Source organism: Amycolatopsis umgeniensis (genome assembly GCF_014205155.1).
In the GTDB taxonomy this organism is placed as follows: domain Bacteria; phylum Actinomycetota; class Actinomycetes; order Mycobacteriales; family Pseudonocardiaceae; genus Amycolatopsis; species Amycolatopsis umgeniensis.
Genome location: NZ_JACHMX010000001.1, coordinates 2,541,255 through 2,562,831 on the forward strand (window position 1 = coordinate 2,541,255; position 21,577 = coordinate 2,562,831).

The 21,577-nt window shown below is 69.4% G+C and carries 24 protein-coding genes; 7 read left to right on the forward strand and 17 right to left on the reverse strand.

What is annotated here, in order from left to right:
* Positions 1-9 precede the first annotated feature (9 nt).
* Complete coding sequence (locus HDA45_RS11430; protein ID WP_184894499.1) at positions 10-795, reverse strand: helix-turn-helix domain-containing protein; 786 nt, start codon at positions 793-795, stop codon at positions 10-12.
* 66 nt (positions 796-861) lie between these two features.
* On the opposite strand from HDA45_RS11430, the gene HDA45_RS11435 reads away from it, so the two are divergent.
* A complete protein-coding gene (locus tag HDA45_RS11435; RefSeq protein ID WP_184905508.1) occupies positions 862-1,581 on the forward strand; it encodes a hypothetical protein in 720 nt (239 codons plus the stop codon).
* Here the strand turns inward: HDA45_RS11435 and HDA45_RS11440 are convergent, their stop codons facing one another.
* From HDA45_RS11440 to HDA45_RS11465, 6 genes are all read right to left on the reverse strand, one after another.
* Positions 1,582-1,956 (reverse strand): DUF427 domain-containing protein, encoded by a 375-nt coding sequence (locus tag HDA45_RS11440; RefSeq protein ID WP_184894501.1) that lies wholly within the window; start codon positions 1,954-1,956, stop codon positions 1,582-1,584.
* Positions 1,957-2,020: 64 nt separating this feature from the next.
* A complete protein-coding gene (locus HDA45_RS11445; RefSeq protein ID WP_184894503.1) occupies positions 2,021-2,782 on the reverse strand; it encodes an HAD family acid phosphatase in 762 nt (253 codons plus the stop codon).
* Positions 2,783-2,793: 11 nt separating this feature from the next.
* Positions 2,794-3,963: a THUMP-like domain-containing protein gene (locus tag HDA45_RS11450; RefSeq protein WP_184894505.1), complete on the reverse strand. Its 1,170-nt coding sequence runs from the start codon at positions 3,961-3,963 to the stop codon at positions 2,794-2,796.
* A complete protein-coding gene (locus HDA45_RS11455; RefSeq protein WP_184894507.1) occupies positions 3,964-4,926 on the reverse strand; it encodes a methyltransferase domain-containing protein in 963 nt (320 codons plus the stop codon).
* Positions 4,927-4,930: 4 nt separating this feature from the next.
* Positions 4,931-5,710 carry an enoyl-CoA hydratase/isomerase family protein gene (locus HDA45_RS11460; protein ID WP_020630952.1) on the reverse strand — a complete coding sequence of 260 codons (780 nt, stop codon included), beginning with the start codon at positions 5,708-5,710 and terminating at the stop codon, positions 4,931-4,933.
* A 63-nt stretch (positions 5,711-5,773) separates the two neighbouring features.
* Positions 5,774-6,586: an ABC transporter ATP-binding protein gene (locus HDA45_RS11465; protein WP_020630953.1), complete on the reverse strand. Its 813-nt coding sequence runs from the start codon at positions 6,584-6,586 to the stop codon at positions 5,774-5,776.
* A 334-nt stretch (positions 6,587-6,920) separates the two neighbouring features.
* Between HDA45_RS11465 and HDA45_RS11470 the strand changes: the two genes are divergently transcribed.
* Entirely contained in the window at positions 6,921-7,469 is a 549-nt protein-coding gene (locus tag HDA45_RS11470) for a cysteine dioxygenase (RefSeq protein ID WP_184894509.1), read from the forward strand.
* A complete protein-coding gene (locus HDA45_RS11475; protein WP_184894511.1) occupies positions 7,466-7,861 on the forward strand; it encodes a rhodanese-like domain-containing protein in 396 nt (131 codons plus the stop codon). The genes HDA45_RS11470 and HDA45_RS11475 overlap by 4 nt, the downstream gene beginning before the upstream one ends.
* Before the next feature lie 3 nt (positions 7,862-7,864).
* Here the strand turns inward: HDA45_RS11475 and HDA45_RS11480 are convergent, their stop codons facing one another.
* The 4 genes from HDA45_RS11480 to HDA45_RS11495 all read right to left on the reverse strand — a co-directional run bounded on the left by HDA45_RS11480 (position 7,865) and on the right by HDA45_RS11495 (position 10,657).
* Positions 7,865-8,698, reverse strand: coding sequence for a hypothetical protein (locus HDA45_RS11480; RefSeq protein WP_184894513.1), 834 nt, complete (start codon positions 8,696-8,698; stop codon positions 7,865-7,867).
* Between the two features lie 76 nt (positions 8,699-8,774).
* Positions 8,775-9,416 (reverse strand): putative T7SS-secreted protein, encoded by a 642-nt coding sequence (locus HDA45_RS11485; protein ID WP_184894515.1) that lies wholly within the window; start codon positions 9,414-9,416, stop codon positions 8,775-8,777.
* Between the two features lie 17 nt (positions 9,417-9,433).
* On the reverse strand, positions 9,434-9,796 hold the full coding sequence (locus tag HDA45_RS11490; protein ID WP_184894517.1) for a hypothetical protein: 363 nt from the start codon (positions 9,794-9,796) through the stop codon (positions 9,434-9,436).
* Between the two features lie 15 nt (positions 9,797-9,811).
* Entirely contained in the window at positions 9,812-10,657 is an 846-nt protein-coding gene (locus tag HDA45_RS11495; RefSeq protein WP_184894519.1) for a hypothetical protein, read from the reverse strand.
* Between the two features lie 333 nt (positions 10,658-10,990).
* Between HDA45_RS11495 and HDA45_RS11500 the strand changes: the two genes are divergently transcribed.
* A complete protein-coding gene (locus HDA45_RS11500; RefSeq protein ID WP_184894521.1) occupies positions 10,991-11,188 on the forward strand; it encodes a hypothetical protein in 198 nt (65 codons plus the stop codon).
* A 1-nt stretch (position 11,189) separates the two neighbouring features.
* On the opposite strand, the gene glgP is transcribed toward HDA45_RS11500, so the two are convergent.
* Positions 11,190-13,730 (reverse strand): alpha-glucan family phosphorylase, encoded by a 2,541-nt coding sequence (glgP, locus tag HDA45_RS11505; RefSeq protein ID WP_184894523.1) that lies wholly within the window; start codon positions 13,728-13,730, stop codon positions 11,190-11,192.
* A 144-nt stretch (positions 13,731-13,874) separates the two neighbouring features.
* Here glgP and HDA45_RS11510 point away from each other — a divergent pair, with 144 nt between their 5' ends.
* A complete protein-coding gene (locus tag HDA45_RS11510) occupies positions 13,875-15,341 on the forward strand; it encodes a neutral zinc metallopeptidase (RefSeq protein WP_221471084.1) in 1,467 nt (488 codons plus the stop codon).
* Positions 15,342-15,572: 231 nt separating this feature from the next.
* On the opposite strand, the gene HDA45_RS11515 is transcribed toward HDA45_RS11510, so the two are convergent.
* Positions 15,573-16,550 carry a tetratricopeptide repeat protein gene (locus HDA45_RS11515; protein ID WP_184894527.1) on the reverse strand — a complete coding sequence of 326 codons (978 nt, stop codon included), beginning with the start codon at positions 16,548-16,550 and terminating at the stop codon, positions 15,573-15,575.
* Positions 16,551-16,647: 97 nt separating this feature from the next.
* On the opposite strand from HDA45_RS11515, the gene HDA45_RS11520 reads away from it, so the two are divergent.
* Positions 16,648-17,064 (forward strand): hypothetical protein, encoded by a 417-nt coding sequence (locus HDA45_RS11520; protein ID WP_184894529.1) that lies wholly within the window; start codon positions 16,648-16,650, stop codon positions 17,062-17,064.
* 1 nt (position 17,065) lies between these two features.
* On the opposite strand, the gene HDA45_RS11525 is transcribed toward HDA45_RS11520, so the two are convergent.
* Positions 17,066-17,368 carry a thiamine-binding protein gene (locus HDA45_RS11525; RefSeq protein WP_184894531.1) on the reverse strand — a complete coding sequence of 101 codons (303 nt, stop codon included), beginning with the start codon at positions 17,366-17,368 and terminating at the stop codon, positions 17,066-17,068.
* Positions 17,369-17,455: 87 nt separating this feature from the next.
* Here HDA45_RS11525 and HDA45_RS11530 point away from each other — a divergent pair, with 87 nt between their 5' ends.
* On the forward strand, positions 17,456-17,956 hold the full coding sequence (locus HDA45_RS11530; protein ID WP_184894533.1) for a MarR family winged helix-turn-helix transcriptional regulator: 501 nt from the start codon (positions 17,456-17,458) through the stop codon (positions 17,954-17,956).
* 87 nt (positions 17,957-18,043) lie between these two features.
* On the opposite strand, the gene HDA45_RS11535 is transcribed toward HDA45_RS11530, so the two are convergent.
* From HDA45_RS11535 to HDA45_RS11545, 3 genes are all read right to left on the reverse strand, one after another.
* Positions 18,044-18,409, reverse strand: a complete 366-nt coding sequence (locus HDA45_RS11535) for a DUF3817 domain-containing protein (RefSeq protein ID WP_184894535.1) — start codon at positions 18,407-18,409, stop codon at positions 18,044-18,046.
* 203 nt (positions 18,410-18,612) lie between these two features.
* Positions 18,613-21,000: a GH92 family glycosyl hydrolase gene (locus HDA45_RS11540; RefSeq protein ID WP_184894537.1), complete on the reverse strand. Its 2,388-nt coding sequence runs from the start codon at positions 20,998-21,000 to the stop codon at positions 18,613-18,615.
* A 94-nt stretch (positions 21,001-21,094) separates the two neighbouring features.
* Positions 21,095-21,559 carry a hypothetical protein gene (locus HDA45_RS11545; RefSeq protein WP_184894539.1) on the reverse strand — a complete coding sequence of 155 codons (465 nt, stop codon included), beginning with the start codon at positions 21,557-21,559 and terminating at the stop codon, positions 21,095-21,097.
* Between the last annotated feature and the right edge of the window lie 18 nt (positions 21,560-21,577).

Below are 21,577 nucleotides of genomic sequence, written 5' to 3' on the forward strand. Positions count from 1 at the left end.
CGAGCCGCTTCAGTCTGGAACGTTTCGGCCAGCGAGCCCGACCCAGGACCGCACGAGCGCGCCGGGTGAGGTGTCCGAGAGCCGGCGGCACTCCCGTCCGAGATGGGACTGATCCGCGTAGCCCAGATCGGCGGCGACGTCGGCGAGCGACGAATGATCCCGCGCCACGGCCTCGACCCGCTCGAGAAAACGACGGAACCGCAGTACCCGCTGCAACTCCTTGGGGCCGACACCGACTTCGTGCCGCACGTGCCGCCTAAGGCCGCGCTCGCTGACGCCCAGCGCCGCCGCCACCCGATCGGCGCGGGCACCGGGCGACCGCAGCGCGCGAGCGGCCTCGATCGACAGCCTGTCCAGCTCGACGTCCTGGAGCCTGTCGGCGACCAGCGCCTCCAGCACCGATCGCGCTTCGGCAGGCGTCGCGCATTCGGCCAGCCGGGATTCCGCGCGGCGGGCCTTCGCGGCCCACAGTTCGCGCAAGGGGGTGGCGCTCGCCGTCAGGTCTGTCATCGGCAGCCCCAGGACAGCGCCGCCGACCCCGCACCGCAGGCGGAGCCCGACGGTCCAGTCCACCGAGGGCAGCTCGTGCCGCAGCACCCCGCGCACCGTCGTGACCGCGGTGAGCCCCCGCCTGTCCCAGACGAGGTCCACGCAGCCGTCCGGGAACACCCGCAGCGGACGGCCGCGGCCCACCCGTCCCGTCCAGGCGCTCTCGACCACGCCGGCCACCATCGCGACCGGCGTGTTTTCGCGGTACGACGACCGGCCCGAACGTCGACGCAGCGGAACACCCACGCCCCGCAGTATGCCCCCGCCCACCGACAAGATGCGCTTCACTTGATCTTGCTGAAGACTGCCAGCGTGCTGCGGCCGGTACTCGACCCGTCCCCCGCCGAGTGGATCTCTTCCAGGCTCGGCGGGGCGTTCGGCGCGGCCAGCCGCGCCGTCCCGCGCGGGTACGCCGCCTACGCCCGGATCTGCCACCCCGCCGAACGCGATCGCGGCGGCTGGGCGAGCTGGAGCGAAGCGGCGGCCGAAACGGGACGGCGCGCCCACGGCACCATGCAGTGGCACGCGCTCGTCGGCTCCCCGGATCCGGTGAACCTCACCGGCTCGCTCTGGCGGGGCTCGCCGCCGGGACGCGGCACTCTGCCCTCGCACAGCCTCACCGCTCTGCTGGCCGTCCTCGGCGACCACACCTCCACCCCGGAGACCTGGTTCTGCCTCTGGGAAGGCTATGCCTGGGCCGACGAGGCGACGTTGTCCCGCGAACATCTCGACGCGCCGCGCCTGCGGCATCCCGGCCGCGACTACCTGCTGTTCGGCGGGCCGCTGACCTCGGCGACGGAACTCGGCTGGCGGCCGAGGCCGAACTGGTTCGAGGCGCAGTCCCCCAACCTGTTCTGGCCGGACGACCGCGCGTGGTGCGTGGCCACCGAGATCGACTTCGATTCGACCCTCGTCGCAGGTGAAGAAACCCTGATCGACGCACTCCTCGACGCGCCCGGCCTGGAGGTGTGGCGGATCGAACCCGACACCTCGCTCGCCGCGGACGCCGACCGGATCAACCGGCTCCCGTGATCAGCGCTCTTCGATCGCGTCCACCTTCGTCGGGTAGAAAGCGACGTGGTCCTTGATCTCGGCGACTGCGTCGTGCGGCGCCTCGTAGGTCCAGACGGCGTTTTCGGCGACACCGTCGCCGGTGCGGATGCTGTAGTACGACGCGTCGCCCTTGAACGGGCAGTACGTCGAGTGTTCCGTCCGCTCCAGCAGGTCGAAGTCGACGTCGGCGCGCGGGATGTACTGCGCCGGCGGGTAGTTCGCCTCTCGCAGCGTGAGCGCGTTCGCGCTGTCCGCCACGACCTTCCCGCCGACCGTGACGACCACCCGGGCGGCGTTCGGCGCCACCGTGATCGGGTGGGCCGCGCTGGGCTTCAGCACCTTCTTGTCAGACATGGATCAGCTCCCTCGAGGGTTTCCGATATCGGGCACAGCAACGCCGCCCGCGCGGATATTCCCCTCAGGGCAGGTAGTACATCGGGTTCGGCAGTTTGACCGGGAACTCCGCGTATCCGCCTTCGAGGTCGCTGAACTGGTCTCCGAAGTTGGCCAGGATGGTCGCGCCGGTCGAGGCGATGTGCTTCCGCGTACCCGCTTTATACTGGACGGTGGTGCAGGTGAGACCGCACGGCAGATAGTCCGGCGCGGTGGTCTTCGGCTTGAAGAACGCGCCCGCCGGCGCCGGGTAGCCCTCGTTCGCGAGGTTCTTGAGCGACTGCGGGCCCTGGAACTCGTTGCGGCCGGTCAGGAAGTAGACCCTGACGCCGCGCTGCGCCGCCCAGTTCGCCAGCTCCAGCACCGGTTTGTTCGCGACGAACGTGCCCTTGTCGATGGCTTCCTGCTGCTTCACCGGGTCGAAGCCGAAGTCGTTGTCGACCTCCCAGCCGTAGGTGACCTCGGCGGTGTCGTCGACGTCGAACACCACGGCGGGGTTCTTCACGCCGCGGTCCAGCCTCCGCTGCAAGTAGCGTTTGGCGTCGGCGACCTGACGCTTGGTGTCGGAGACGAACCGGCTGCCGTCCGAGTACTGGTGCTTGCCGTCGACGACGACGTCGCCGTAGTAGGCCTTGACGTCGAGTTTGACCTGGCCGATGTTGGCGGGCTCGTGGCCGCGCCGCCACCCGGCGTCGTCGGTGTTCGCGACGGCGGTGGCACCGCCCGCGAGGACGGCTCCGGCAGCCGCGGCGGCGGCCAGTTTCAGCAGACCGGTGAACCGGCTCATGGAAATGCTCCTCACGTCAGCTGTGCGCGGCAAAGGAACGCTACTCCAGAACGGCCGATTCTGGTCAGAACCAAAGTCGCTTCTTCACCACCGCGGGGTTTCAGCTTGCGCCGCAAGGCATCCGGATCGACGTCGAGACCGCGGACGAGGATCTCGAGCCGCCCGATATCGTGTTTTTTCAGCAGTACACGAAGATTCTTCTCACTGTACGGTCCGTACTCGAACACCCGGAACGCCCGGATTCCCGGCGGGGGAACATCTCCGGTCAGATACGCGATGCGCTCGTCGAGCTGCCAAAGGCCGTGCCGCGCGGCGTAATGCCGTACGAGCCCGGCCCGGACGACGGCGCCGTCGGGGTCGACGATCCATTCACCGTGCTCCCGCACGGGGATCTCGTCGGGATCGGCGTCGGTGACAGTCCACTGTGCACCGTCCGAACGCAACACCGTCGCCCGGCGGGACACGGCCGATCCCACGCCGCGCCACAGGCACGCCTCGCGGACTTGACCGTCCAAAGAGACCAGTTCGACTTCGTCCGCCCAGGGCGCGATGGAGAAATCCAAGCCCGGCGCGCATTTGACCGAAAGTTCGCGGCCCGCATACGCCTCGACAAGGCCGTCCAGCGGCGGCAGGAAGTCGGCGGGCTTCCACGCCCGCCGTCCGGCCGAGTCGCGGCGAGCGGGGTCGGCAACGACGACCGCGGACCGGCTGACCGGCCGCAACGCGTCAGCCCGCATCAGCACCGGCGAAACACCGGCCTCGAGACAGTTGTGCCGCGCCATCGCCAGCCGGACCTCGTCCAGATCCGAGCCCAGCGCCCGGGAAGCGACGCGGGCGATCTCGATCAGGTCCGCGCCGACCGAACACGTCACGTCGTGGACGTCGCGGCCGGCCAGCCGCGAGGCCCGGTGCCGGGCGACCGCGGTGGCGCTGGCCTGCTGGAGAGCGTCACCGGTGAACAGCCACGAGGCCGCGGAGTCCAGTTTGGACGAAGACTTCCGCCGCAGCACCACCGTTTCCAGTACCGCGGCCGCGTGCTCCGGAGCGATCCGGCGCACGGCGGCGACGTCGGCGATGCGGGTCTTGTCGGTCAGCGGCAGTGACGAGCATTCGGCGAGCGCCGCGCTCCCCGCGCCGGAGCGCAGGAAGGCGACGTCGTCGAGAGTGAACGCGTAAGGCACCTAGGAACGCTTGGTACCGGTGATCATCACGTTGTAGAACAGTTCGCGCGGCAGCACCTTGGCGAGCAGCTTCTTGTCCAAAGCGGACAGCCGCAGCCACAGCCGGTACGCGAACAGACGCCAGCGCAGGGTCAGTTTCTCCTGCGGCACGGCGGCTTCGAAGGTCCGGATCGGCCAGCCGGCGAGCGCGGCCGCGAACTCCTCGGTGACCGCGCGGACGTCCTGCGCGCCCGCGCCGCGGGCCATCGACTCGAGGTCGGACGGGTCGAAGGTGTGGATGTCGACCACGGCCTCCAGCGCGGCCGCGCGGGAGGACTCGTCGAGTTCCTCCTGCGGACGGCGCCAGCCGGTCAGCGCCGGGAGCCTGGTCAGGTTGGTGGTGAGGTACCACGTGATCTGGCCGAGCTTGCGGGCGTAGAAGTCGCCGACCTTCGTCGGCTCGCCCGCGAACACGAACCGGCCGCCCGGCTTCAGCACCCGCAGCACCTCGGCGAACGCCGCGCGGACGTCCGGGATGTGGTGCAGCACCGCGTGCCCGACGACGAGGTCGAAGCTGTTGTCCTCGTAGGGGATCCGCTCCGCGTCGGCGACCCGGCCGTCGACGTCGAGGCCGAGGTTCTCGGCGTTGCGCAACGCGACCTGGACCATGCCCGGCGAGAGGTCGGTGACCGAACCCTTCTTGATCACCCCGCCCTGCATCAGGTTCAGCAGGAAGAAACCGGTGCCGCTGCCCAGTTCCATCGCGGTCGGGTACGGCTGGCCGTCCTCACCGGCGACGGCGTTGAACACGTCCGTCGCGTAGGAGATGCAGCGCTCGTCGTAGGAGATGGACCACTTCTCGTCGTAGGTCCCGGCTTCCCAGTCGTGGTAGAGCACGTTGGCGAGTTTGGGGTCGTCGAAGGCGGCCTTGACCTCTTCGGCGGTGGCGTGCGGGTTCGGCGCCGGATCGTTCACCTGGGTCACTTGCCTACTTCCCCTCGAAGGTGGCCTTGCCAGGGCCGTTTTCGATGAACGACTTCATGCCGTTGCGCTGGTCCTCGGTCGCCCACAGGGCGGCGAAGAGGTGTGATTCGAGCTTGAGACCACTCGCGAGGTCGGTGTCGAGACCGCCGTCGATCGCGGCCTTCGCGGCGCGCAGCGCCACGGCCGGGCCGTTGGCGAACTGGGCCGCCCATTTGTGCGCGGCGGCGTAGACGTCGTCCGGCGCCACGACCTCGTCGAGGATGCCCAGCGCCAGCGCCTCTTCGGCCTTCACGAACCGGCCGGTGAACACGAGGTCCTTGGTCTTGCTCGGGCCGATGAGCCGCGCGAGGCGCTGCGTGCCACCGGCGCCGGGGATGACGCCGAGCTGGATCTCCGGCTGGCCGACCTTGACGTTGTCGCCCGCGATCCGGCGGTCCGCGGTCAGCGCGAGCTCGAGGCCGCCGCCGAGCGCGTAACCGGTGATGGCGGCGACGACCGGCTTCGGGATGTTCGCGATGGTGGCCAGCGACGCCGTCAGCGCCGCGCCGAACTTCGCGATCTCGGGGTAGGTGCGCTCGGCCATCTCCTTGATGTCCGCGCCGCCCGCGAAGGTCTTCTCGCCGCCGTAGAGGATCACGGCGCGCACGTCATCGCGCTCGGAGGCCTCACGGGCCGCCTCGGCCAGCTCGGCCTGCACCTGGTTGTTCAGCGCGTTGACCGGCGGGCGGTCCAGCCTGATCGTGCCGACCCCGCCTTCGACCTCAAGGCTTACGAACTCTCCCACGCCAGTCCTCCTCAACGGGCCGTCCACAACGACAGATTGCAGGCTACCGGTCAGTACGACCCGTCAGCGCCTACGGGCGAAGAAGCGATCACCGGACCGTTCGAGCAGGAGGTCCTGGTCGAACGTCTTGGACAGGTTGTCACTGGTCACGACGTCGTCGACGAGGCCGGAAGCGACCGCGCGGCCGTCGCGCAGCAGCAGCGCGTGGGTGAATCCCGGCGGGATTTCTTCCACGTGGTGGGTGACGAGCACCATGGCCGGGGCCTCCGGGTCGAGGGCCAGCTCCGAAAGGCGCGCGACGAGGTCCTCGCGGCCGCCGAGGTCGAGCCCGGCGGCGGGCTCGTCGAGCAGCAGCATCTCCGGATCGGTCATCAGCGACCGCGCGATCAGCGTCCGCTTGCGCTCGCCTTCTGACAGCGTGCCGAAAGTGCGCTCGGCCAGATGCGGGATGCCCAGCGCGGCCAGCAGTTCGCGGGCGCGGTCGGTGTCGAGGCTGTCGTATTCCTCACGCCAGCGGCCAACGACGGCGTATCCGGCGCTCACCACGACGTCGAGGACGCGCTCCTCACCCGGCACCCGCTGGGCGATCGCGGCCGAGGTGAACCCGATCCGCGGGCGCAGCTCGAAGATGTTGACCTTGCCGATCCGGTCGCCGAGCAGGTCGACCGTTCCCGAGGTCGGGTGGAGTTCGGCCGCGGCCAGCCGGAGCAGGGTGGTCTTGCCCGCGCCGTTCGGGCCGAGCACCACCCAGCGTTCGTCCAGTTCCACGGTCCAGTCGAGGTCGGCGAGGAGGTCGTTGCCTGTTCGGCGGACCCCGACACCGGTCATCCTCACCACGAGGTCGTCAAGTTCGCTGGGCTGGATCGGCTCGCTCACGGCCCCATTGTGTCCGCACGGGCGCGCGCGTGTGCACCGGGCCGCCGGTCGGCGGAAAGAGGCTGGTCCAGGGAGTGGGACGGAGCGCTCCGGAAGGACGCCTGTGGCACCATCGAGGTCGTGATCAGGTCAGTGTCCGCCGCCTTCCCCGTCATCGGGGGCGCGTTTTGGCGACGCCGGACCATCGACCTGCTCCTCGTCGCCTCGTCCGGATGTACCACCGCGCGACACGGCTGACTCCAGCCCCTTTCCCGGCACACTTCTGCCGTGGCACCCGTGTCGCGCCGCGTTCGGCCCTGCATCCGAGCCCGCGATTCCTCACGAGGAGCCCACGTTGACCACGTCCGTCTCGCCCCGCCAGGACTTCGAGATCCACCCGCAGCTGACCGACCCGCTGCTCCCGGAGCTGCTGCACCCCGAGCGCCTGCTCTGGACGCCGCGGGAACTGGCCGAGCTGACCTCCACCGTCACCACCGAACTGACCACCGGCCTCCGTGGCCTGCTGCGCTTCGACGAAGACCATCGCTGGTGGGCGCGGCTCGCGCTCACCGACGGCGTCGAGCTGTGGCTGCTGTCCTGGCTGCCCGGCCAGCGGACCAAACCGCACGACCACGGCGGCGCGTCCGGCTCGTTCACCGTGCTGCAGGGCGAACTCGGCGAGGAGTACCGCTACCCCGGCGGCCCGGTCCGGCGCCGCACGCACGTCGCGGGCGAGGGCATCGGGTTCGGCGCGGGGCGCGCGCACCAGGTGACCGGCATCGGCACCGCGCCCGCCGCCAGCGTCCACGCCTACTCCCCGCCGCTGGTCGCGACCCGCGAGTACGTCACACTCGCCGACGTCCCCGCCGAGATCCCCTCGCTGGCCCCGATACTGGGCCGATGAGTGCGATCGACGAACTGCTGGCCGCCGCCCGGTCCGGACTGAACCGGGCGGAGCCGGGGCAGGCGCTGCGGCTGCAGCGCGAGGGTGCCCTGATCGTGGACATCCGCCCGTTCGCCAACCGGTTCGAAGAGGGCGAGATCCCCGGCTCGGTGATCGTCGAGCGGATCCACCTCGAGTGGCGGCTCGCGCCGGACAGCGAGTGGCGGCTGCCGGAGGTGAAACCCGACTCGACGGTGATCGTCGTGTGCAACGAGGGGTACTCGTCGAGTTTGGCCGCCGCCGACCTGCGGCGGCTGGGCCTGCCGGGCGCGACCGACCTCGAGGGCGGGTTCCGCGCTTGGCGCTCGGCAGGACTGCCCGTCCGGGAAGGCGGCACCCCGGCCGTCCCGTGACGCCTACCGCCGGACGGCCAGCCGGGCGATCGAGTCCGGCGAAAGCGGGAGCGCCGCGTGGATCCCCGCGCCTCGCACCGGCCGGGGGTTGACCAGGACGCCCGTCGCCACGTCACGTCCGGCGGCCGCGAGCACGACCTCGCGGCCGGTCCGGTGACGGACCCGCGCCCAGCCCGCGCCGGTGACGGCGCGGTACTCGGCCAGCAGACGCTCGTCGGTGAAGACGCAGAGCCAATCGCCGTGCGCGCCGAGACGGGCCGGGAGCGGCGCGCCCGCCTCGTCCGCCGGACCCCACACCGTGCCGTCGAGGAACATCCGCATGACCGAGGGGACGGGGTCGCGCAGCCCTCCGGCGGGCTCCTCAGGCTCCGGACGGACATTGCCGGCGATCCACCGCGAAGCGAGCCTAAAGTCTTCGCCGGTGAGGTCCTCCTGGAAGCCGTCCAGGCTGTTCTTGACGCTCCCCAGGAAATCGTAGAACCGCCGGGTGCAGGTCCGTTCGGAAACCGCCACGCCGCCGCGTCCGACCATGGTCCTGATCCGGCCGACCATACCCGCCCCGCCGTGCACGGGATCGACGCCGAGGTTGTAGGCGGTCCAGACGATCTCGGGCATGAGCGGATCGGCGAACCGCTCGAGAACGCGATTCAGCCGCAAAAGGACGATCTCGCGCACCCGGCCGGGCTCGGCGTCTTCCGCGATCCCCCAGATGGCCCGCAATTCGGGCCCCAGTGCGCGACGCAGGCCGTCCTGCTGGATCCCGGCGCGGGCGTGGATATGGTGCAGCCGGTCCTTGGCCCTGCGCGACGCTTTCGTTTCCTTAGCCGAAGCCACCATTCCTCCGTATTTCAGGATCGGCCCGGCAAAGTGTATTTCACCTGCTTGTCCGCCATTGTTCGGCGGAAATCGAAGATCAGGGATTTCCTTTGTTCGCCACCGGCTTGACAAGCGGGCGGGAATCGGGGTCCGACCAGAACAGCAACATCGCGTCGCTGAGTTCCTGGAGCCGCCGGTCGAACTCGACCGGGTCGGCCAAGAGGAGATCAGGGGCCAGCAGGGCGGGATCGGCGGTGACATCCGGCGGCGGGACGAACGTGATCGGGGTGAACGAAGGCAAGGGCCTCCGAGGGGCGAACTCCTCGAGCATCGCCCTCAGATCGCCCAGGTCTTCACCCACTTCGGTGAGCACGGCCGCGGCCACCGACGCCGCCTCGGCCCGCTGCGCGGCCAGCCTGCCGAGCTGTGCCGGATCGGCGGTGTCCCGCGCGTTCCGGGTCAACTGTTCCAGGACGGCGACGAAATCGTCCAGGGCCCGCGCCGCACGCGCGTGCTCCTCCGCGACCATCCGGCACCGGGCGGCCAGCTCGGTCCGCCGGGCCGAATACGCGTCGTGCCCCCGGCCGGTCCAGCCCCGGGGATCGATCTGCCGCAGCTCGACGGCTTGGTCCTCCAAAGACCGGGAGAGCGCGCGCAACCGCTCCGCCTCGGAGCGCAGCACGCTGATCATCCCCGCCGTCCAGGGCACGCCTGTCCCATCCGGGTCTTCCGGTTTCATCGTCCGTCCTCTTCGCCTCAGCCGAGAACGGCCTGGATGGTCTTGGTGGCCCTGGTGTCGGTGGCGGTCCGCCGGACGGGGTGTTCCTCGGGTTCGATCGTCTTGACCGTCTCGACGGCCTCGCCTTCCCGCTCCCGGTAGACACTCGCCGCCTTGCCCAGCCGATCGCCGAGCCGCCGCACGTCCCCGGCGAGCACCGCGACACTGTGCGCGGAAGACCGCTGGAAGGTCTCCAGCGCCGCCGCGAGCGCGGGATCCCCCGCTTCACTCGCCGTGGCCTTGAACTTCAGGGCCGGCTGCCCGGTGATCATCTCGGCGATGTCGTGGAGCCGCTCTCCCGCCCGGTTCAGTTCGTCCGGGGCGGCCTCGAAATCGATCATGTCCGCCGTCCTCGATCAGTGCTCACGGGCGAGCCGGGCGATCTCGTCCGGCGGGAGCGGCAGCGTGGCGTCGACCCCGGACCCCCTCGCCGGACTCGGATTGACCAGGACCCCGGTCGGGAAGATCCGGCCCGCCGCGGTGCGCACGACGTCACGGCCGGTCCACCGGCCCGTCCGGTCCCAGACCGCGCCGGTGGATTCGCGGTACGCGGCCAGCAACCGTTCCCCGGTGAAGACACAGAACCACTCACCACCGGCGCCGAGCTTCGCCGCGAGCGGGACGCCCGCCCCGTCCACGGGCCCGTGGACAGGACCGTCGAGGAACATCTTCAGCACCGGTGTCATCGGCGACCGCAACCCCCGGATGGCCGCCGAAAGCCCGTCGGCGGATTCTTCGGCGCCGGGGCGGATGTTCCCGGCGAGCCAGCGCGAAGCACGGACGAGATCCTCGTCGGTGATCGGGCTTTGAGCGGTCCCCAGGCTTTTCACGACGGCGGGCAGGAAATCCCCGTTGAACCGGCGAGTACACGTTCGGACACCGCGTCCGACGCGACCCTCGTCGACCATTTTCTCGAGCCGACGGACGACGCCGCTTTCTTCGTCACGAGAAGCGGTGCCGAGGTTGTACGCGGTCCACACGATCTCGGGCATGAGCGGATCGGCGAACCGCTCGAGAACACGATGCAGTCGCAAAAGGACGATCTCCCGCACCCGGCCGGGCTCGGCGTCTTCCGCGATGCCCCAACGGTCCAGCAACTCCGGCCCCATCACCCGGGCGAGCCCGTCCTGCCAGAGACCGTCGCGCTTGTGGATGCCGAGAACACTGTCCTCAGGCTTTTTTCTTTTCCTCGTCGAAGTCACTAGTCCTCCCCTTCGCGACCTCAAGGACAAAGATCTTAGGCGACAGGAATTCAACGCACTAATCGCCCCCCGAACCGGGAAGATGACCCACAAAAGGGGCTTTCACCTGCATTTTTGCCAATTGTCGGACAGTACGAGGGGTCGATTTGGTCATTTGTTCGCCACCGACTCGACAGCCGGCGGAGATGACCTCTCCGTGGCGAAACAAAACCGTACGTACGTCTCTTGACCAGTTGCCGGCCAAGGCCCGGCAGGGGATGCGCGAAGACGATCATCCTGCCTAGCTTCGAAGGACCGGCCGCGTATCGAGCGGCCCGAAACGAGGAGTACGGAATGGAACTCGCCGTGATCGTCGGGCAGGCGATGCTGCTGGGCGCCGGAGCGGCCTGGCTGGTTTCGTCACGCTGCCATCAGCGTCGCCAGGCCGGACTCCTGCAGTCCGCACAGGCCGCGTGGGCCTACGCGAGGTACCTCGAGCACGTCGCGGCGCACCGGCACCCGCCTCGCCCCGGGCCGCCGTTCTTGGGCTGAGTCAGGCGTGGACCACCCGGGCGAGTTCCGCCGGTGTGGCCAGCAGACGGTGCTTCGGCAGCACGCGGACGGTGTAGCCGATCGAGCCCGGATGCGGCAGCTTCAGCCGTGCCGCGAACGCGCCGATCCCGTCACCGGACATCGGGACGGTGACGGGGTCGCTCAGTTCGTCCCCGTCACCCACCTTCCCGACGACGGCCTGGACGTCCACTTCGGACGGTTCGAGGCCGGCGAGGTCGATCCGGGCCCGGATGGTCACCTCGGTCCCGGTGACCATCGGCGCGGCGTCCTCGACGAGCAGTTCGGTGTCGAAGATCCGCACACGCGGCCAGGAGACGTCGAGTTTGGTCCGGTAGTCCGCCAGCGACAGCGCGCCGCGGTACGCGTCACCCGTCGCCTCCGCGACCATCCGGGAGGCGGGCAGGTACCCCGATTCGACGTATTCCCGCACCATGCGCGAAGCCTGCACGCGCGGCCCGAGGGTCTCCAGCGTGTGCCACACCATCGACAGCCAGCCGCCGGGCACTCCGCCGGCGTCGCGGTCGTAGAACAACGGCGCGATCTGGTGACCCAGCAGGTCGTAGAGCGCCGCGGCCTCCAGTTCGTCGCGGCGCAGCGGGTCGGTGACGCCGTCCGCGGTCGGGATCGCCCAGCCGTTGCTGCCGTCGTAGCACTCGTCCCACCAGCCGTCGCGGATGGACAGGTTGAGGCCGCCGTTGAGCGCGGACTTCATCCCCGAGGTCCCGCACGCCTCGAGCTGCCGCACCGGCGTGTTCAGCCAGACGTCGCAGCCGCGGTAGAGGTAGCGCGCCATGGACATGTCGTAATCCGGCAGGAAGACGATCCGGCGCCGGACCTCGGGATCGTCGACGAACCGGACGATCTGCTGGATCAGCTGCTTGCCGCCCTCGTCGGCCGGATGCGATTTGCCCGCGACGACGAGCTGGATCGGGCGCCGCTCGTCCAGCAGCAGCGCGCGCAGGCGCTCCGGGTCGCGCAACATCAGCGTCAGCCGTTTGTACGTCGGCACGCGGCGCGCGAAGCCGACTGTCAGCACGTCCGGGTCGAAGACCGTGTCGGTCCACCCGAGTTCGAGCGCGGACGCGCCGCGCTGCATCCACGCGGCCCGCACCCGGCGCCGCACCTCGGCGACCAGCTTCTCCCGCAGTTCCCGCCGCAGCGCCCACAGCTGCTCGTCGCTGACGCCGTCGCGCAGCGGCTTTCCCTGCGCGCCGTCGAGACCCAGTTCCTCGTGGTTGCGGCCGAGCAGCGCGCTCAGTTCGCGCGCCACCCAGGTCGGGCCGTGCACCCCGTTGGTGACCGAGGAGACGGGCACCTCGTCGAAGTCGAACCCGGGCCACAGCCGGGAGAACATCCGCCGCGACACGCGGCCGTGCAGCGCCGAGACACCGTTCGCCCGCTGCGCGAGCCGCAATCCCATATGCGCCATGTTGAACAGGCCGGGGTTGTCCTCCGCGCCGAGCGCGAGCACGCGGCGCGGGTCGACGTCCGGGACCAGCCTGCCGTCGGTGAAGTACCGCTGGACGAGGTCGACGGGGAACCGGTCGATCCCGGCGCTGACCGGTGTGTGCGTGGTGAACACGGTGCCGGCGCGGACGGCGGGCAGCGCCTCGTCGAAAGCCAGTCCGTCGGCCTGGATGATCTCGCGGGCGCGCTCCAGCCCGAGGAAACCGGCGTGGCCTTCGTTCGTGTGGAACACCTTCGGCTGCGGATGCCCGGTGAGCTCGCAGTAGCGTCGCACCGCGCGGAAGCCGCCGATCCCGGACAGGATCTCCTGCCGGATACGGTGGTCGGCGTCGCCGCCGTAAAGCCGGTCCGTGACGGCGCGCAGGTCCTCGTCGTTGGCCTCGGTGTCGGTGTCCAGCAGCAGCAACGGGATCCGGCCGACGCGGGCCTTCCAGATCTGCGCGTACAGCGTCCGCCCGGCGGGCATCGCGACCTCGACGAGCACCGGCTCGCCGCCGTCGGTCAGCAGTTCCAGTGGGAAGGCGTTGGGGTCGATCACCGGGTAGTGCTCGACCTGCCAGCCGTCGAGCGACAGCGCCTGCCGGAAGTACCCGGCGCGGTACAGCAGCCCGACGCCGACCATCGGCACGCCGAGGTCCGACGCCGCCTTGAGATGGTCGCCCGCGAGCACGCCGAGGCCGCCGGAGTAGTTCGGCAGCGCCTCGGTGACGCCGAACTCCATCGAGAAGTACGCGACGGCAGGCGGGAGATCGGTGTCTTCCTGCTTCTGGTACCAGCGCGGCTCGGCGAGGTAGCGGTCCAGATCGGCGACGGCCTCGCGCGCGTGGGCGAGGAAGGCGTCGTCCACGGCCAGCTCGTCGAGCCTGGCCGGGGGCAGCGCGGTGAGCATCCGCAGCGGGTCGCGGACGCGGTTGAACAGCTCCGCGTCCATCGACGCGAACAGGTCTCGGGTCGGCGGATGCCAGGTCCAGCGCAGATTCGTGGCGAGGTCACCGAGGCCGGAGAGCGACTCCGGCAGGCTCGCGCGGACGGTGAACCGGCGGACTGCTCTCATGAGGAGCGACCATATCGGGACCGACCCGGCCCCGCTCAAGACCCACTTCGGGGATTACCTGCACGCGTGCCATAAGCGCTGGGTATGGTCCCTGCTTGCCGGTGTACGCGGCCCGGTCGGGGCCCTGACGACAAGCGAGTGAACATGATCCAAGGGGGAGTGCGGGGCAGGCGTCGCCCGGCTCTGATCGCGGTCGTGGTGGTGCTGGCCCTCGGGCTGAGCGCCTGCAACGACAAGGGTGGCTCGTCGGCGGGCAAGGAAGGCAGCCAGCCGGGCGCCGGCGACGTCGCCGGGCTGCCGATCACGCATTTCGAAAGCGGGCTGAAGCCGGACGCGCCCAAGCCGGACCTGCAGGTCCGCAACGAGGACGGCTCCGAGGACGACCGGCTCGCCATCGCCGCGATCGCCGACGCGCAGACCTACTGGACCGAGGTCATGCCACGCGACTTCGGCCAGCCGTACGAGCCGTTGAAGTCACTGCTGTCCTACAGCGCGAAGACCGACGACGAAGAGACCGAATGCGGCAGCGTCAAGAAGCTCATCAACGCCTTCTACTGCCCGCCGGGTGACCTGGTGGCCTGGGACCGCGGCGTGCTGCTTCCGATGCTGCGTGAGCGGTTCGGGAAGATGGCGGGCGCCGTCGTGCTCGCGCACGAACTCGGGCACGCCGTGCAGTACCGGCTCGGCGAGAAGGCCAGCATCAAGAAGAACACCCCGTCGATCGTCAAGGAGCAGCAGGCCGACTGCTTCGCGGGCGGCTACTTCCGCTGGGTCGCCGAGGACAAGAGCAAGTACTACCGCGTCTCCACCTCCGAAGGCCTCAACCAGGTCATGGCGTCGCTGTTCCTGATCCGCGACCAGGCGGGCACCAGCGCGACCAAACAGGGCGCGCACGGGACGGCGTTCGACCGCACGTACGCGTTCCAGGTCGGGTTCGAGAAGGGCGCGAAGGAATGCGCCGCGATGAACGAGGAGAACATCAAGGCGCGGATCACCGAGCGCCCGTTCGACAAGGGTGACAAGGGCAAGGGCGACGCGAAGCTCGACGCCGAGATCATCGGGATCCTGAAGAAGAGCCTCGACGACGCCTTCAAGGGCGCCGGTGTCCCGGGCCCGGAGATCACCGAAGACGGCAACGGCAGCTGCGCCGGCGGCCCCAGCACCCCGCCCGCGTCGTATTGCCCGGCGAACAACACCGTCAGCATCGACATGGCCAAACTGCGCGAACTCGCCCAGCCGGTCGACCAGCAGGCGGAATGGGAAAGCGGGCACAGCGAGGGCAAGGGCGACTTCGCCGCGTTCTCGGAAATCGCGTCCCGCTACGCGATGGGCATCCAGAAGGGTGTCGGCGCGTCGATCGACAACGCGAACGCGGGACTGCGCACCGCGTGCCTGGTCGGCGCGTGGGCGAAGGCCAGCTCCGTGCCCGGCGCGACGCTGCGGCTTTCCGCCGGTGACCTCGACGAGGCCATCTCGGATCTGCTGAGCCCGGAGAGCCTGGTCTCGGCCGACGTCAACGGCAAGCGTGTCGAGAACGGTTTCGAGCGGATCGAGGCACTGCGGAAGGGCTACCTGGAGAGCTCTTCGGTGTGCTCGACGCAGTACGGCTGATCGGGACCGGTCCGATCACGGCTCCCTGAAGTGCTGCGTTGATACCTAGGCTGGGGGTGTCGCGAAAGCCACTTTCGGGACGTCTGATGTCCCGAAAGTGGCTTTCGCGACACCAGAAGTGGCGATGAGGCGTCAGCCGGGCCGAGCGCCGCACCACCCCAGGCCCAAGTACATGAAGGCCCCCTTCCTTGCGCTAGGCGCGAGGAAGGGGGCCTTCATGTACCAAAACCCTCAGTAAAGCGCGCTGGCCAGATCCCGCCGCGCCTTCATGACCCGCTCGTCCGCCGAGTCGAACAGCTCGAACAGCGCCACCAGGTGCTCCCGCGCCTTGTTGCGCTCGTCGCCCGCGGTACGCCGCACGGCCGCGATCAGCCGCGCGAAACCCGCTTCGGGCTGCTGCCCGGCGACTTCGAGGTCGGCCGCGGCGAGCTGGGCGTCGAGGTCGGCCGGGTCGGCGTCGGCCTTCGCGATCGCGTCCGGGCCCGCGGCCTCGGCGCGGGCGGTGAACTTGACCTGCGCGAGCGCGGTCTTGGCCTCCTCGTTCGCGGGCTCGACGTCGAGGATGCGCTCGTAGGCCGCCTGCGCCGCGGCGAAGTCACCGCGTTCGAAGGCGTCTTCGGCCTCGGTGAACCGCACGTCCTCCGGTACCTCGACACCGCCGCCGTTCTCCTCGGCCGCCTTGATGCCGGGCAGCCGGTCACGCAGCGCGTCGAGCAGCGAGCCGAGCCACTTGCGGATCTCGGGTTCGGGCAGCGCGCCCGAGAACGCGTCGACCGGCTGGCCGCCGCCGATGGCGATGACCGTCGGGATCGACTGCGCGCCGAAAAGCTGCGCGATGCGCGGGTTGGCGTCGACGTCCACCTTGGCGAGCACCCAGGCACCGCCGGACTCGGCGGCGAGGCGCTCCAGCACCGGGCTGAGCTGCTTGCAGGGACCGCACCATTCGGCCCACAGGTCGACGACCACCAGCTGCTGCAGGGATCGCTCGACGACCTCGGCCTGGAAAGTGGCTTCGGTGACCTCGATCACGGCGCCGCCCGCCGCGGGGGCGCTCGGTACGGCACCGTCGGCCGCAGGAGCCCGCGGTGGGGCCGGGGGCTGTTTCTGGGGCGCTTCGGCACGCGCCTTGAGCGCGGAAAGGTCGACCGCGCCGGAAAGCGCGGCGGAAAGGGCCGCCGTCTTCGCTGCTGATCCGCGTGGGTGTGTCACGGTTCCATCCTGGCACGCATACCCGAGCGTTTCACCGCATGCCCCCGGCTGCCCGCTTGGCAGGACGGTCCCCGTCGGGCAGGCTCGCTGCCAGGGGGTGATCGACATTCCGACACGCAGGACGGCCACGGTGGCCGTCGCGATAGCCATCGCCGTCACTTGGGTGAGCGTCATCACGGTGCTGATCGCCCATCAGCCCGATCCCGGCGTCGACAGTCCGGGAAAGCTTCGAGAGGACCTCACCGCCGCGCTCAACGAGCACGACGTCGAGGCCCTCTCCGAGCTCATCGACTACCCGCCCGCGTCGGCGGGCGACTTCGCGAAGTCCTATATCGACACGCTGACCGGCCGCGGTGTCCACGACGTCACGGTGAAGTTCGCCCCGGACGATCTTTCGCCGACTTCGGCGACCGTCAGCGGGAAACTGGGCGACGGCAGCGCGTTCGGTTACCCGGTCGCCGTCGCGGTCAAGGACAAGCTGTGGCTGGTCTCCTTCACGCCGCCGCTCCCCTGACTCACTCGCTGAGGTGCTTCTCGACGCGCTCCACCTTGGCGGTCAGCTGACCTTCGTAACCAGGCCGGATGTCGGCCTTGAGCACCAGCCCGACCCGCGTCGAACCCTCGCCCGCGGCCTCGACGGCCCGTTTGACCACGTCCATGACCTGATCCCAGCTCTCACCTTCGATGTTGGTGAACATCGCGTTGGTCGAATTCGGCAGGCCGGACTCCCGCACGACTTTCACCGCGCGGGCGACGGCTTCGCTGACACCGCCGTCTTCCTCGGCCGCGGACGGGCTGACACTGAAGGCCACGATCATCTTCTGCTCCTCGTTCAGACACTTTTCCCACGCATAACACCCGGTCGTGCGGCATGGCACGGGTACCCGCTGGTAACTTCGATCGCCATGAGCCGTCCGTTGCCGTTCGACCCGATCGCCCGCGCGGCGCAGCTGTGGGAGGCCCGTATCGGGCCGTCCGAAACCATGGCCGCGGTGACCGGGATCATGCGCGTGCAGCAGATCATCCAGTCCGCGGTGGATGGCGCGCTCAAACCACACGGGCTGACCTTCGCCCGGTACGAGGCGCTGGTCCTGCTGACCTTCGCCCGCGCCTCCCACCTGCCGATGCGGGTGATGGGCGAGCGCCTGCAGCTGCATCCGACGAGTGTCACCAACATCGTCGACAGACTCGAGAAGGACGGGCTGGTCAAACGCGTACCGCATCCGACCGACCGCCGGACCACCCTGGTCGAGATCACCGGCGAAGGCCGCGCACGCCGCGAAGAGGCCACCAAGGCCGTCACCGAAATCGACTTCGGGCTGACCGGGCTCACCGGTAAGCAGACCGAGCAGCTGACCGACCTCCTCACCAAGGTCCGCAAGGCCACCGGCGACTTCACCGAATAACCCCGGAAGCGCGTGAAGGCCCCCTTCCCTCGGCCACGGTTTTAAGTGACCAGCAGAGGAAGGGGGCCTTCACGCGCTTAAAGCAGATCAGGCGGCGGCGGGTTCCGGGGTCCGGTCGAACAGGCCGACACCGCCGTGCGACAGCCGCTGCGGGCCGTCCAGCTTGCCGTTGCGCAGCGCCCAGGACTCGAACAGCCAGGTGAACAGCGGCGGGATGCTGGAGAGCAGCGCGAGGATCAGGGTCTTCGGGCGCCAGCCGAGCGGCTTCGCCACGGACAGGGAGACCAGCACGTAGAGGACGAAGACGACGCCGTGCACCATGCCGAGGACGGGGACGCCGCCCTCGCCGAGCTTGACGGCGTACTTGAGGAACATCCCGACCAGCAGCCCGGCCCAGGAGAGGGCTTCGGCTACCGCGGCCACGCGGAATACTAGAGCGGCCTTGCTGGACACTTTCTCCTCCTGTGGGGTCTCACCACTACGTGTGTGCACATGACTACGTCCGACGAGCACTGTCCAAGGCGGACTCGCCAAGAACGTCAACAGCGCTGTCGGACGTGGTAATACCAGTGTGAGGCGTGACGGCCCTCACCGGAACACCGGGGGCCGTGATGCTCCTCACGACCCCCGGTACGAACCGGTCTAAACCACTCGGATCACCCGGCGCAGGGCGATTTCGGCGCCCCTTCGGGACCGGTCGCCCACGTGGCCTTGGCGGCGTCGTCCGTGAGCCGGAAGTCCAAAGTGGTCCCTCGCGCCAGCTGTTCCAGCCCGACGTAAGCCCGCTGCGAGCCCGATCCCAGTCCTTGGACGTACTGGAGTTTCGACGCGTCGGCGCCGTCGGCCTTGATCGTGATGTCGCGGCCGTTCTCCAGATGCACCACGGACTTCTCGAACCGCGGCGCGTTGAGCACGAACTGCCCGGTGCCCGGCACCGCCGGGTACAGCCCCAGCGCGCTGAAGACGTACCACGCGGACATGGTCCCGAGGTCGTCGTTGCCGGTGACGCCATTGGGCGCGTTGGTGAACAACGTGTGTGCCGCCCGGACGACGGCCGAGGTCTTCCACGGCTGCCCGGTCAGCGTGTACATCCAGGGCGAGTGCAGATCCGGCTCGTTGTTCGGGTTGTAGCGGAACTGGTTGTAGTAGTTGTACGGGCCGACGACCCATTCCTCGCGCACGGTCTTCGCCGGATCCTTGACCAGATCCCCGTAGGCGAAGAAGTCGTCGAGCCGCTTGCCGACGTTCTCCTTGCCGCCCATACGGTCGACGAGGCCGGGCACGTCCTGCTGGGTCAGCCATTGGTACTGCCACGACGTGCCCTCGTGGAACCCGTCCTGGCTCTGTGGGTTGAAAGGCTTGCCCGCCGGGCTGAACCACTCCCCGCCTTCGAGCTTCGGCCGGTAGAAACCGGTGAAGCCGCGGTCGGTCACCGACGAGTCCCACAGCGTGCGATAGCTACGTCCCTTGTCCGCCAAGGCCTTCGCGTCGTCCTTCTTGCCGAGACCGGCGGCCATGATGGACAACGAGCAGTCCGCGAGCGCGTACTCCAAGGTGGCCGAAGCGCCGTGGTCCGGGTCGGTGTCCTGCCCCTTCTTCGGGAAGTCCTTGTCGTACTGGACGAACCCGTCCTTCTGGTAGCTCGCGTTCCCCGAGCGGCCCTGGAACGGCGAGGACGCGGGTGGGATCTCGCGCGAGTTCCGCAGAAGTGCCTGGTACGCCTTGAACTCCTGTCCGGACAGCGCGCCGAAGCGCCACAGGTCGACCAGGAACGGGGTGACCGGATCGCCGGTCATCGTGTTCGTCTCCTGGTTCGCGTACGCCCAGCGCGGCAGCCAGCCGCCCTGGTCGTGGATGGCGAGCACGGATTTCGCGACGTCCTTCGCCCGCGCCGGCCGCAACAGCGCGAGCAGCTGGTTCTGCGTGCGATAGGTGTCCCACAAAGAGAAGAACTCGTAGTACGTCCACCCGAGCGCGCGGTGGATCTTGTCGTCGAACCCGCGATAGCGGCCGTCCGCGTCGTTTCCGGTCAGCGGCTGCAGCAGCGCGTGGTAGAGCGAGGTGTAGAACACCGTGCGGTCGTCCTTCGCCCCGCCCTTGATGTCCACTGAGGACAGTTCCTTGCGCCAGGCGCGCTGGGCTCCGTCACGGACGGCGTCGAAGGAACGGCCCTTGTCGGACGCCAGGTTCAGCTTGGCGCCGAAAGCGTCCACGTGGGAGATCGCGGTCGTCGCGGTTACCTGCCCGCCGCCGAAGGTCAGCCAGGCGCCGCGCAGGCCCTCGCCACCGACCGACTCCTTCGAACCCGGCGTGCCACCTGTCGGCGACCAAGTGCCGAAGGATTTGAACGGCTTGTCGAACGTCGTGGTGAACCAGGTCTTGTACGGCTTCCCGCCGCAGAACGCCTGCGACTCCACCATTCCTTCGACCGTCCGGTCCCCGACGACGCGGATCTGGCTCGCCGTCACGGGTTCCTTGTCGTTGGCCTGCCCGACGTTGACGAAAACGTTCGCGTCGCCCGATTTCGCGAAGGTGTACCGCTCGACACCGGTCCGCGTGGTCGCGGTGGCCTCCGCGTCGACGCCGCCGTAGCCGGTGAGCCGCACCTTGTAATAGCCGGGCTTCCCGATTTCGCCCTCGTGCGTATACGGCGAGGCGTACTTCTTGTGATCGAACGTCTCGGGTTTGGCGGTGTCGAACGCCGCGCCGGGCCCGACGGCGCCCGTGGTGGGCAGGGACGACACGAGGCCACCCTGCTCCCAGCAGCCCGCGCCGGACAGGAAGAAATGCCCGAAGCCGCGGATCGCGGTGTCGTCGTAGCGGTAACCGGCGTAATGCGACGAGATGGGGCTGACCTGCGTCATCCCGAAAGGCGCCGACGCACCGGGGAAGGTGTTGCCGTCGTCCTTGGTGCCGATGAAGGTGTTGACCGCGTCCACGGGGTCGCCACCGGGTGCCGCCGCCGCGACGGGCGTGAGAAGCCCGGCGGGGACGACGAGTGCGGTGAGCAACCCGGCGACGCGGGTCGAAGTGCTTGCGGGCATGGGGAAGGCCGCCTCCTGACAACGTTGTCGCTGCCTGCCCACTTTCGACAAGGACGGACCATCTGGTCAAGAGGTCCGTCAAACCCTGTCCGATTCAGGACAGCGGGAGCACGAACGCCGCGACCCGGACCGAGCCGGTCCCCGACTGCCGCAGCCCCTCCAGCACGATCTCGGTCAGCTCACCCTCGACGTCCAGCTCGACGACCTCGCGGGACACGTCCTCGCCGGCCCCCAGCTCGGTGGCCAGCGAATCGCCGTCGACCAGCAGCCGCACCCTCCCGGTCGTCCCCGCGCCCGCGACGGTCTCGATGATCAGCCGCACCTCGCCCGACGTGACGAACGCCCGCAGCAGCGGCTCCCACTCCGCCGATTCGGTCCCCGGCCAATCGCCGGGCCGGGCGGGCGCGAACGGCTCACCGAGCGCGAACCCCGCCGAAACCGGCGCCGGGGCCGACATCGCCATCGCGACCCTGGGCGCGCCCGCCTCCAGCAGCCGCAGTCGCCGCTGGATCTCGCGCAGCTCCGACACCAGCGTGTCGGGTTGGTAGACCTTGCTCATGCCGCCTCCGCGCAGGAA

What these genes read in the sequence shown, in the direction of transcription:
- HDA45_RS11440 (WP_184894501.1), bottom strand. Translation starts at nt 1,956, where the DNA reads ATGTCTGACAAGAAGGTGCTGAAGCCCAGCGCGGCCCACCCGATCACG.
- HDA45_RS11445 (WP_184894503.1), bottom strand. Translation starts at nt 2,782, where the DNA reads ATGAGCCGGTTCACCGGTCTGCTGAAACTGGCCGCCGCCGCGGCTGCC.
- HDA45_RS11475 (WP_184894511.1), top strand. Translation starts at nt 7,466, where the DNA reads ATGAGTGCGATCGACGAACTGCTGGCCGCCGCCCGGTCCGGACTGAAC.
- HDA45_RS11480 (WP_184894513.1), bottom strand. Translation starts at nt 8,698, where the DNA reads ATGGTGGCTTCGGCTAAGGAAACGAAAGCGTCGCGCAGGGCCAAGGAC.
- HDA45_RS11485 (WP_184894515.1), bottom strand. Translation starts at nt 9,416, where the DNA reads ATGAAACCGGAAGACCCGGATGGGACAGGCGTGCCCTGGACGGCGGGG.
- HDA45_RS11490 (WP_184894517.1), bottom strand. Translation starts at nt 9,796, where the DNA reads ATGATCGATTTCGAGGCCGCCCCGGACGAACTGAACCGGGCGGGAGAG.
- HDA45_RS11500 (WP_184894521.1), top strand. Translation starts at nt 10,991, where the DNA reads ATGGAACTCGCCGTGATCGTCGGGCAGGCGATGCTGCTGGGCGCCGGA.
- glgP (WP_184894523.1), bottom strand. Translation starts at nt 13,730, where the DNA reads ATGAGAGCAGTCCGCCGGTTCACCGTCCGCGCGAGCCTGCCGGAGTCG.
- HDA45_RS11510 (WP_221471084.1), top strand. Translation starts at nt 13,875, where the DNA reads ATGATCCAAGGGGGAGTGCGGGGCAGGCGTCGCCCGGCTCTGATCGCG.
- HDA45_RS11525 (WP_184894531.1), bottom strand. Translation starts at nt 17,368, where the DNA reads ATGATCGTGGCCTTCAGTGTCAGCCCGTCCGCGGCCGAGGAAGACGGC.
- HDA45_RS11530 (WP_184894533.1), top strand. Translation starts at nt 17,456, where the DNA reads ATGAGCCGTCCGTTGCCGTTCGACCCGATCGCCCGCGCGGCGCAGCTG.
- HDA45_RS11540 (WP_184894537.1), bottom strand. Translation starts at nt 21,000, where the DNA reads ATGCCCGCAAGCACTTCGACCCGCGTCGCCGGGTTGCTCACCGCACTC.
- HDA45_RS11545 (WP_184894539.1), bottom strand. Translation starts at nt 21,559, where the DNA reads ATGAGCAAGGTCTACCAACCCGACACGCTGGTGTCGGAGCTGCGCGAG.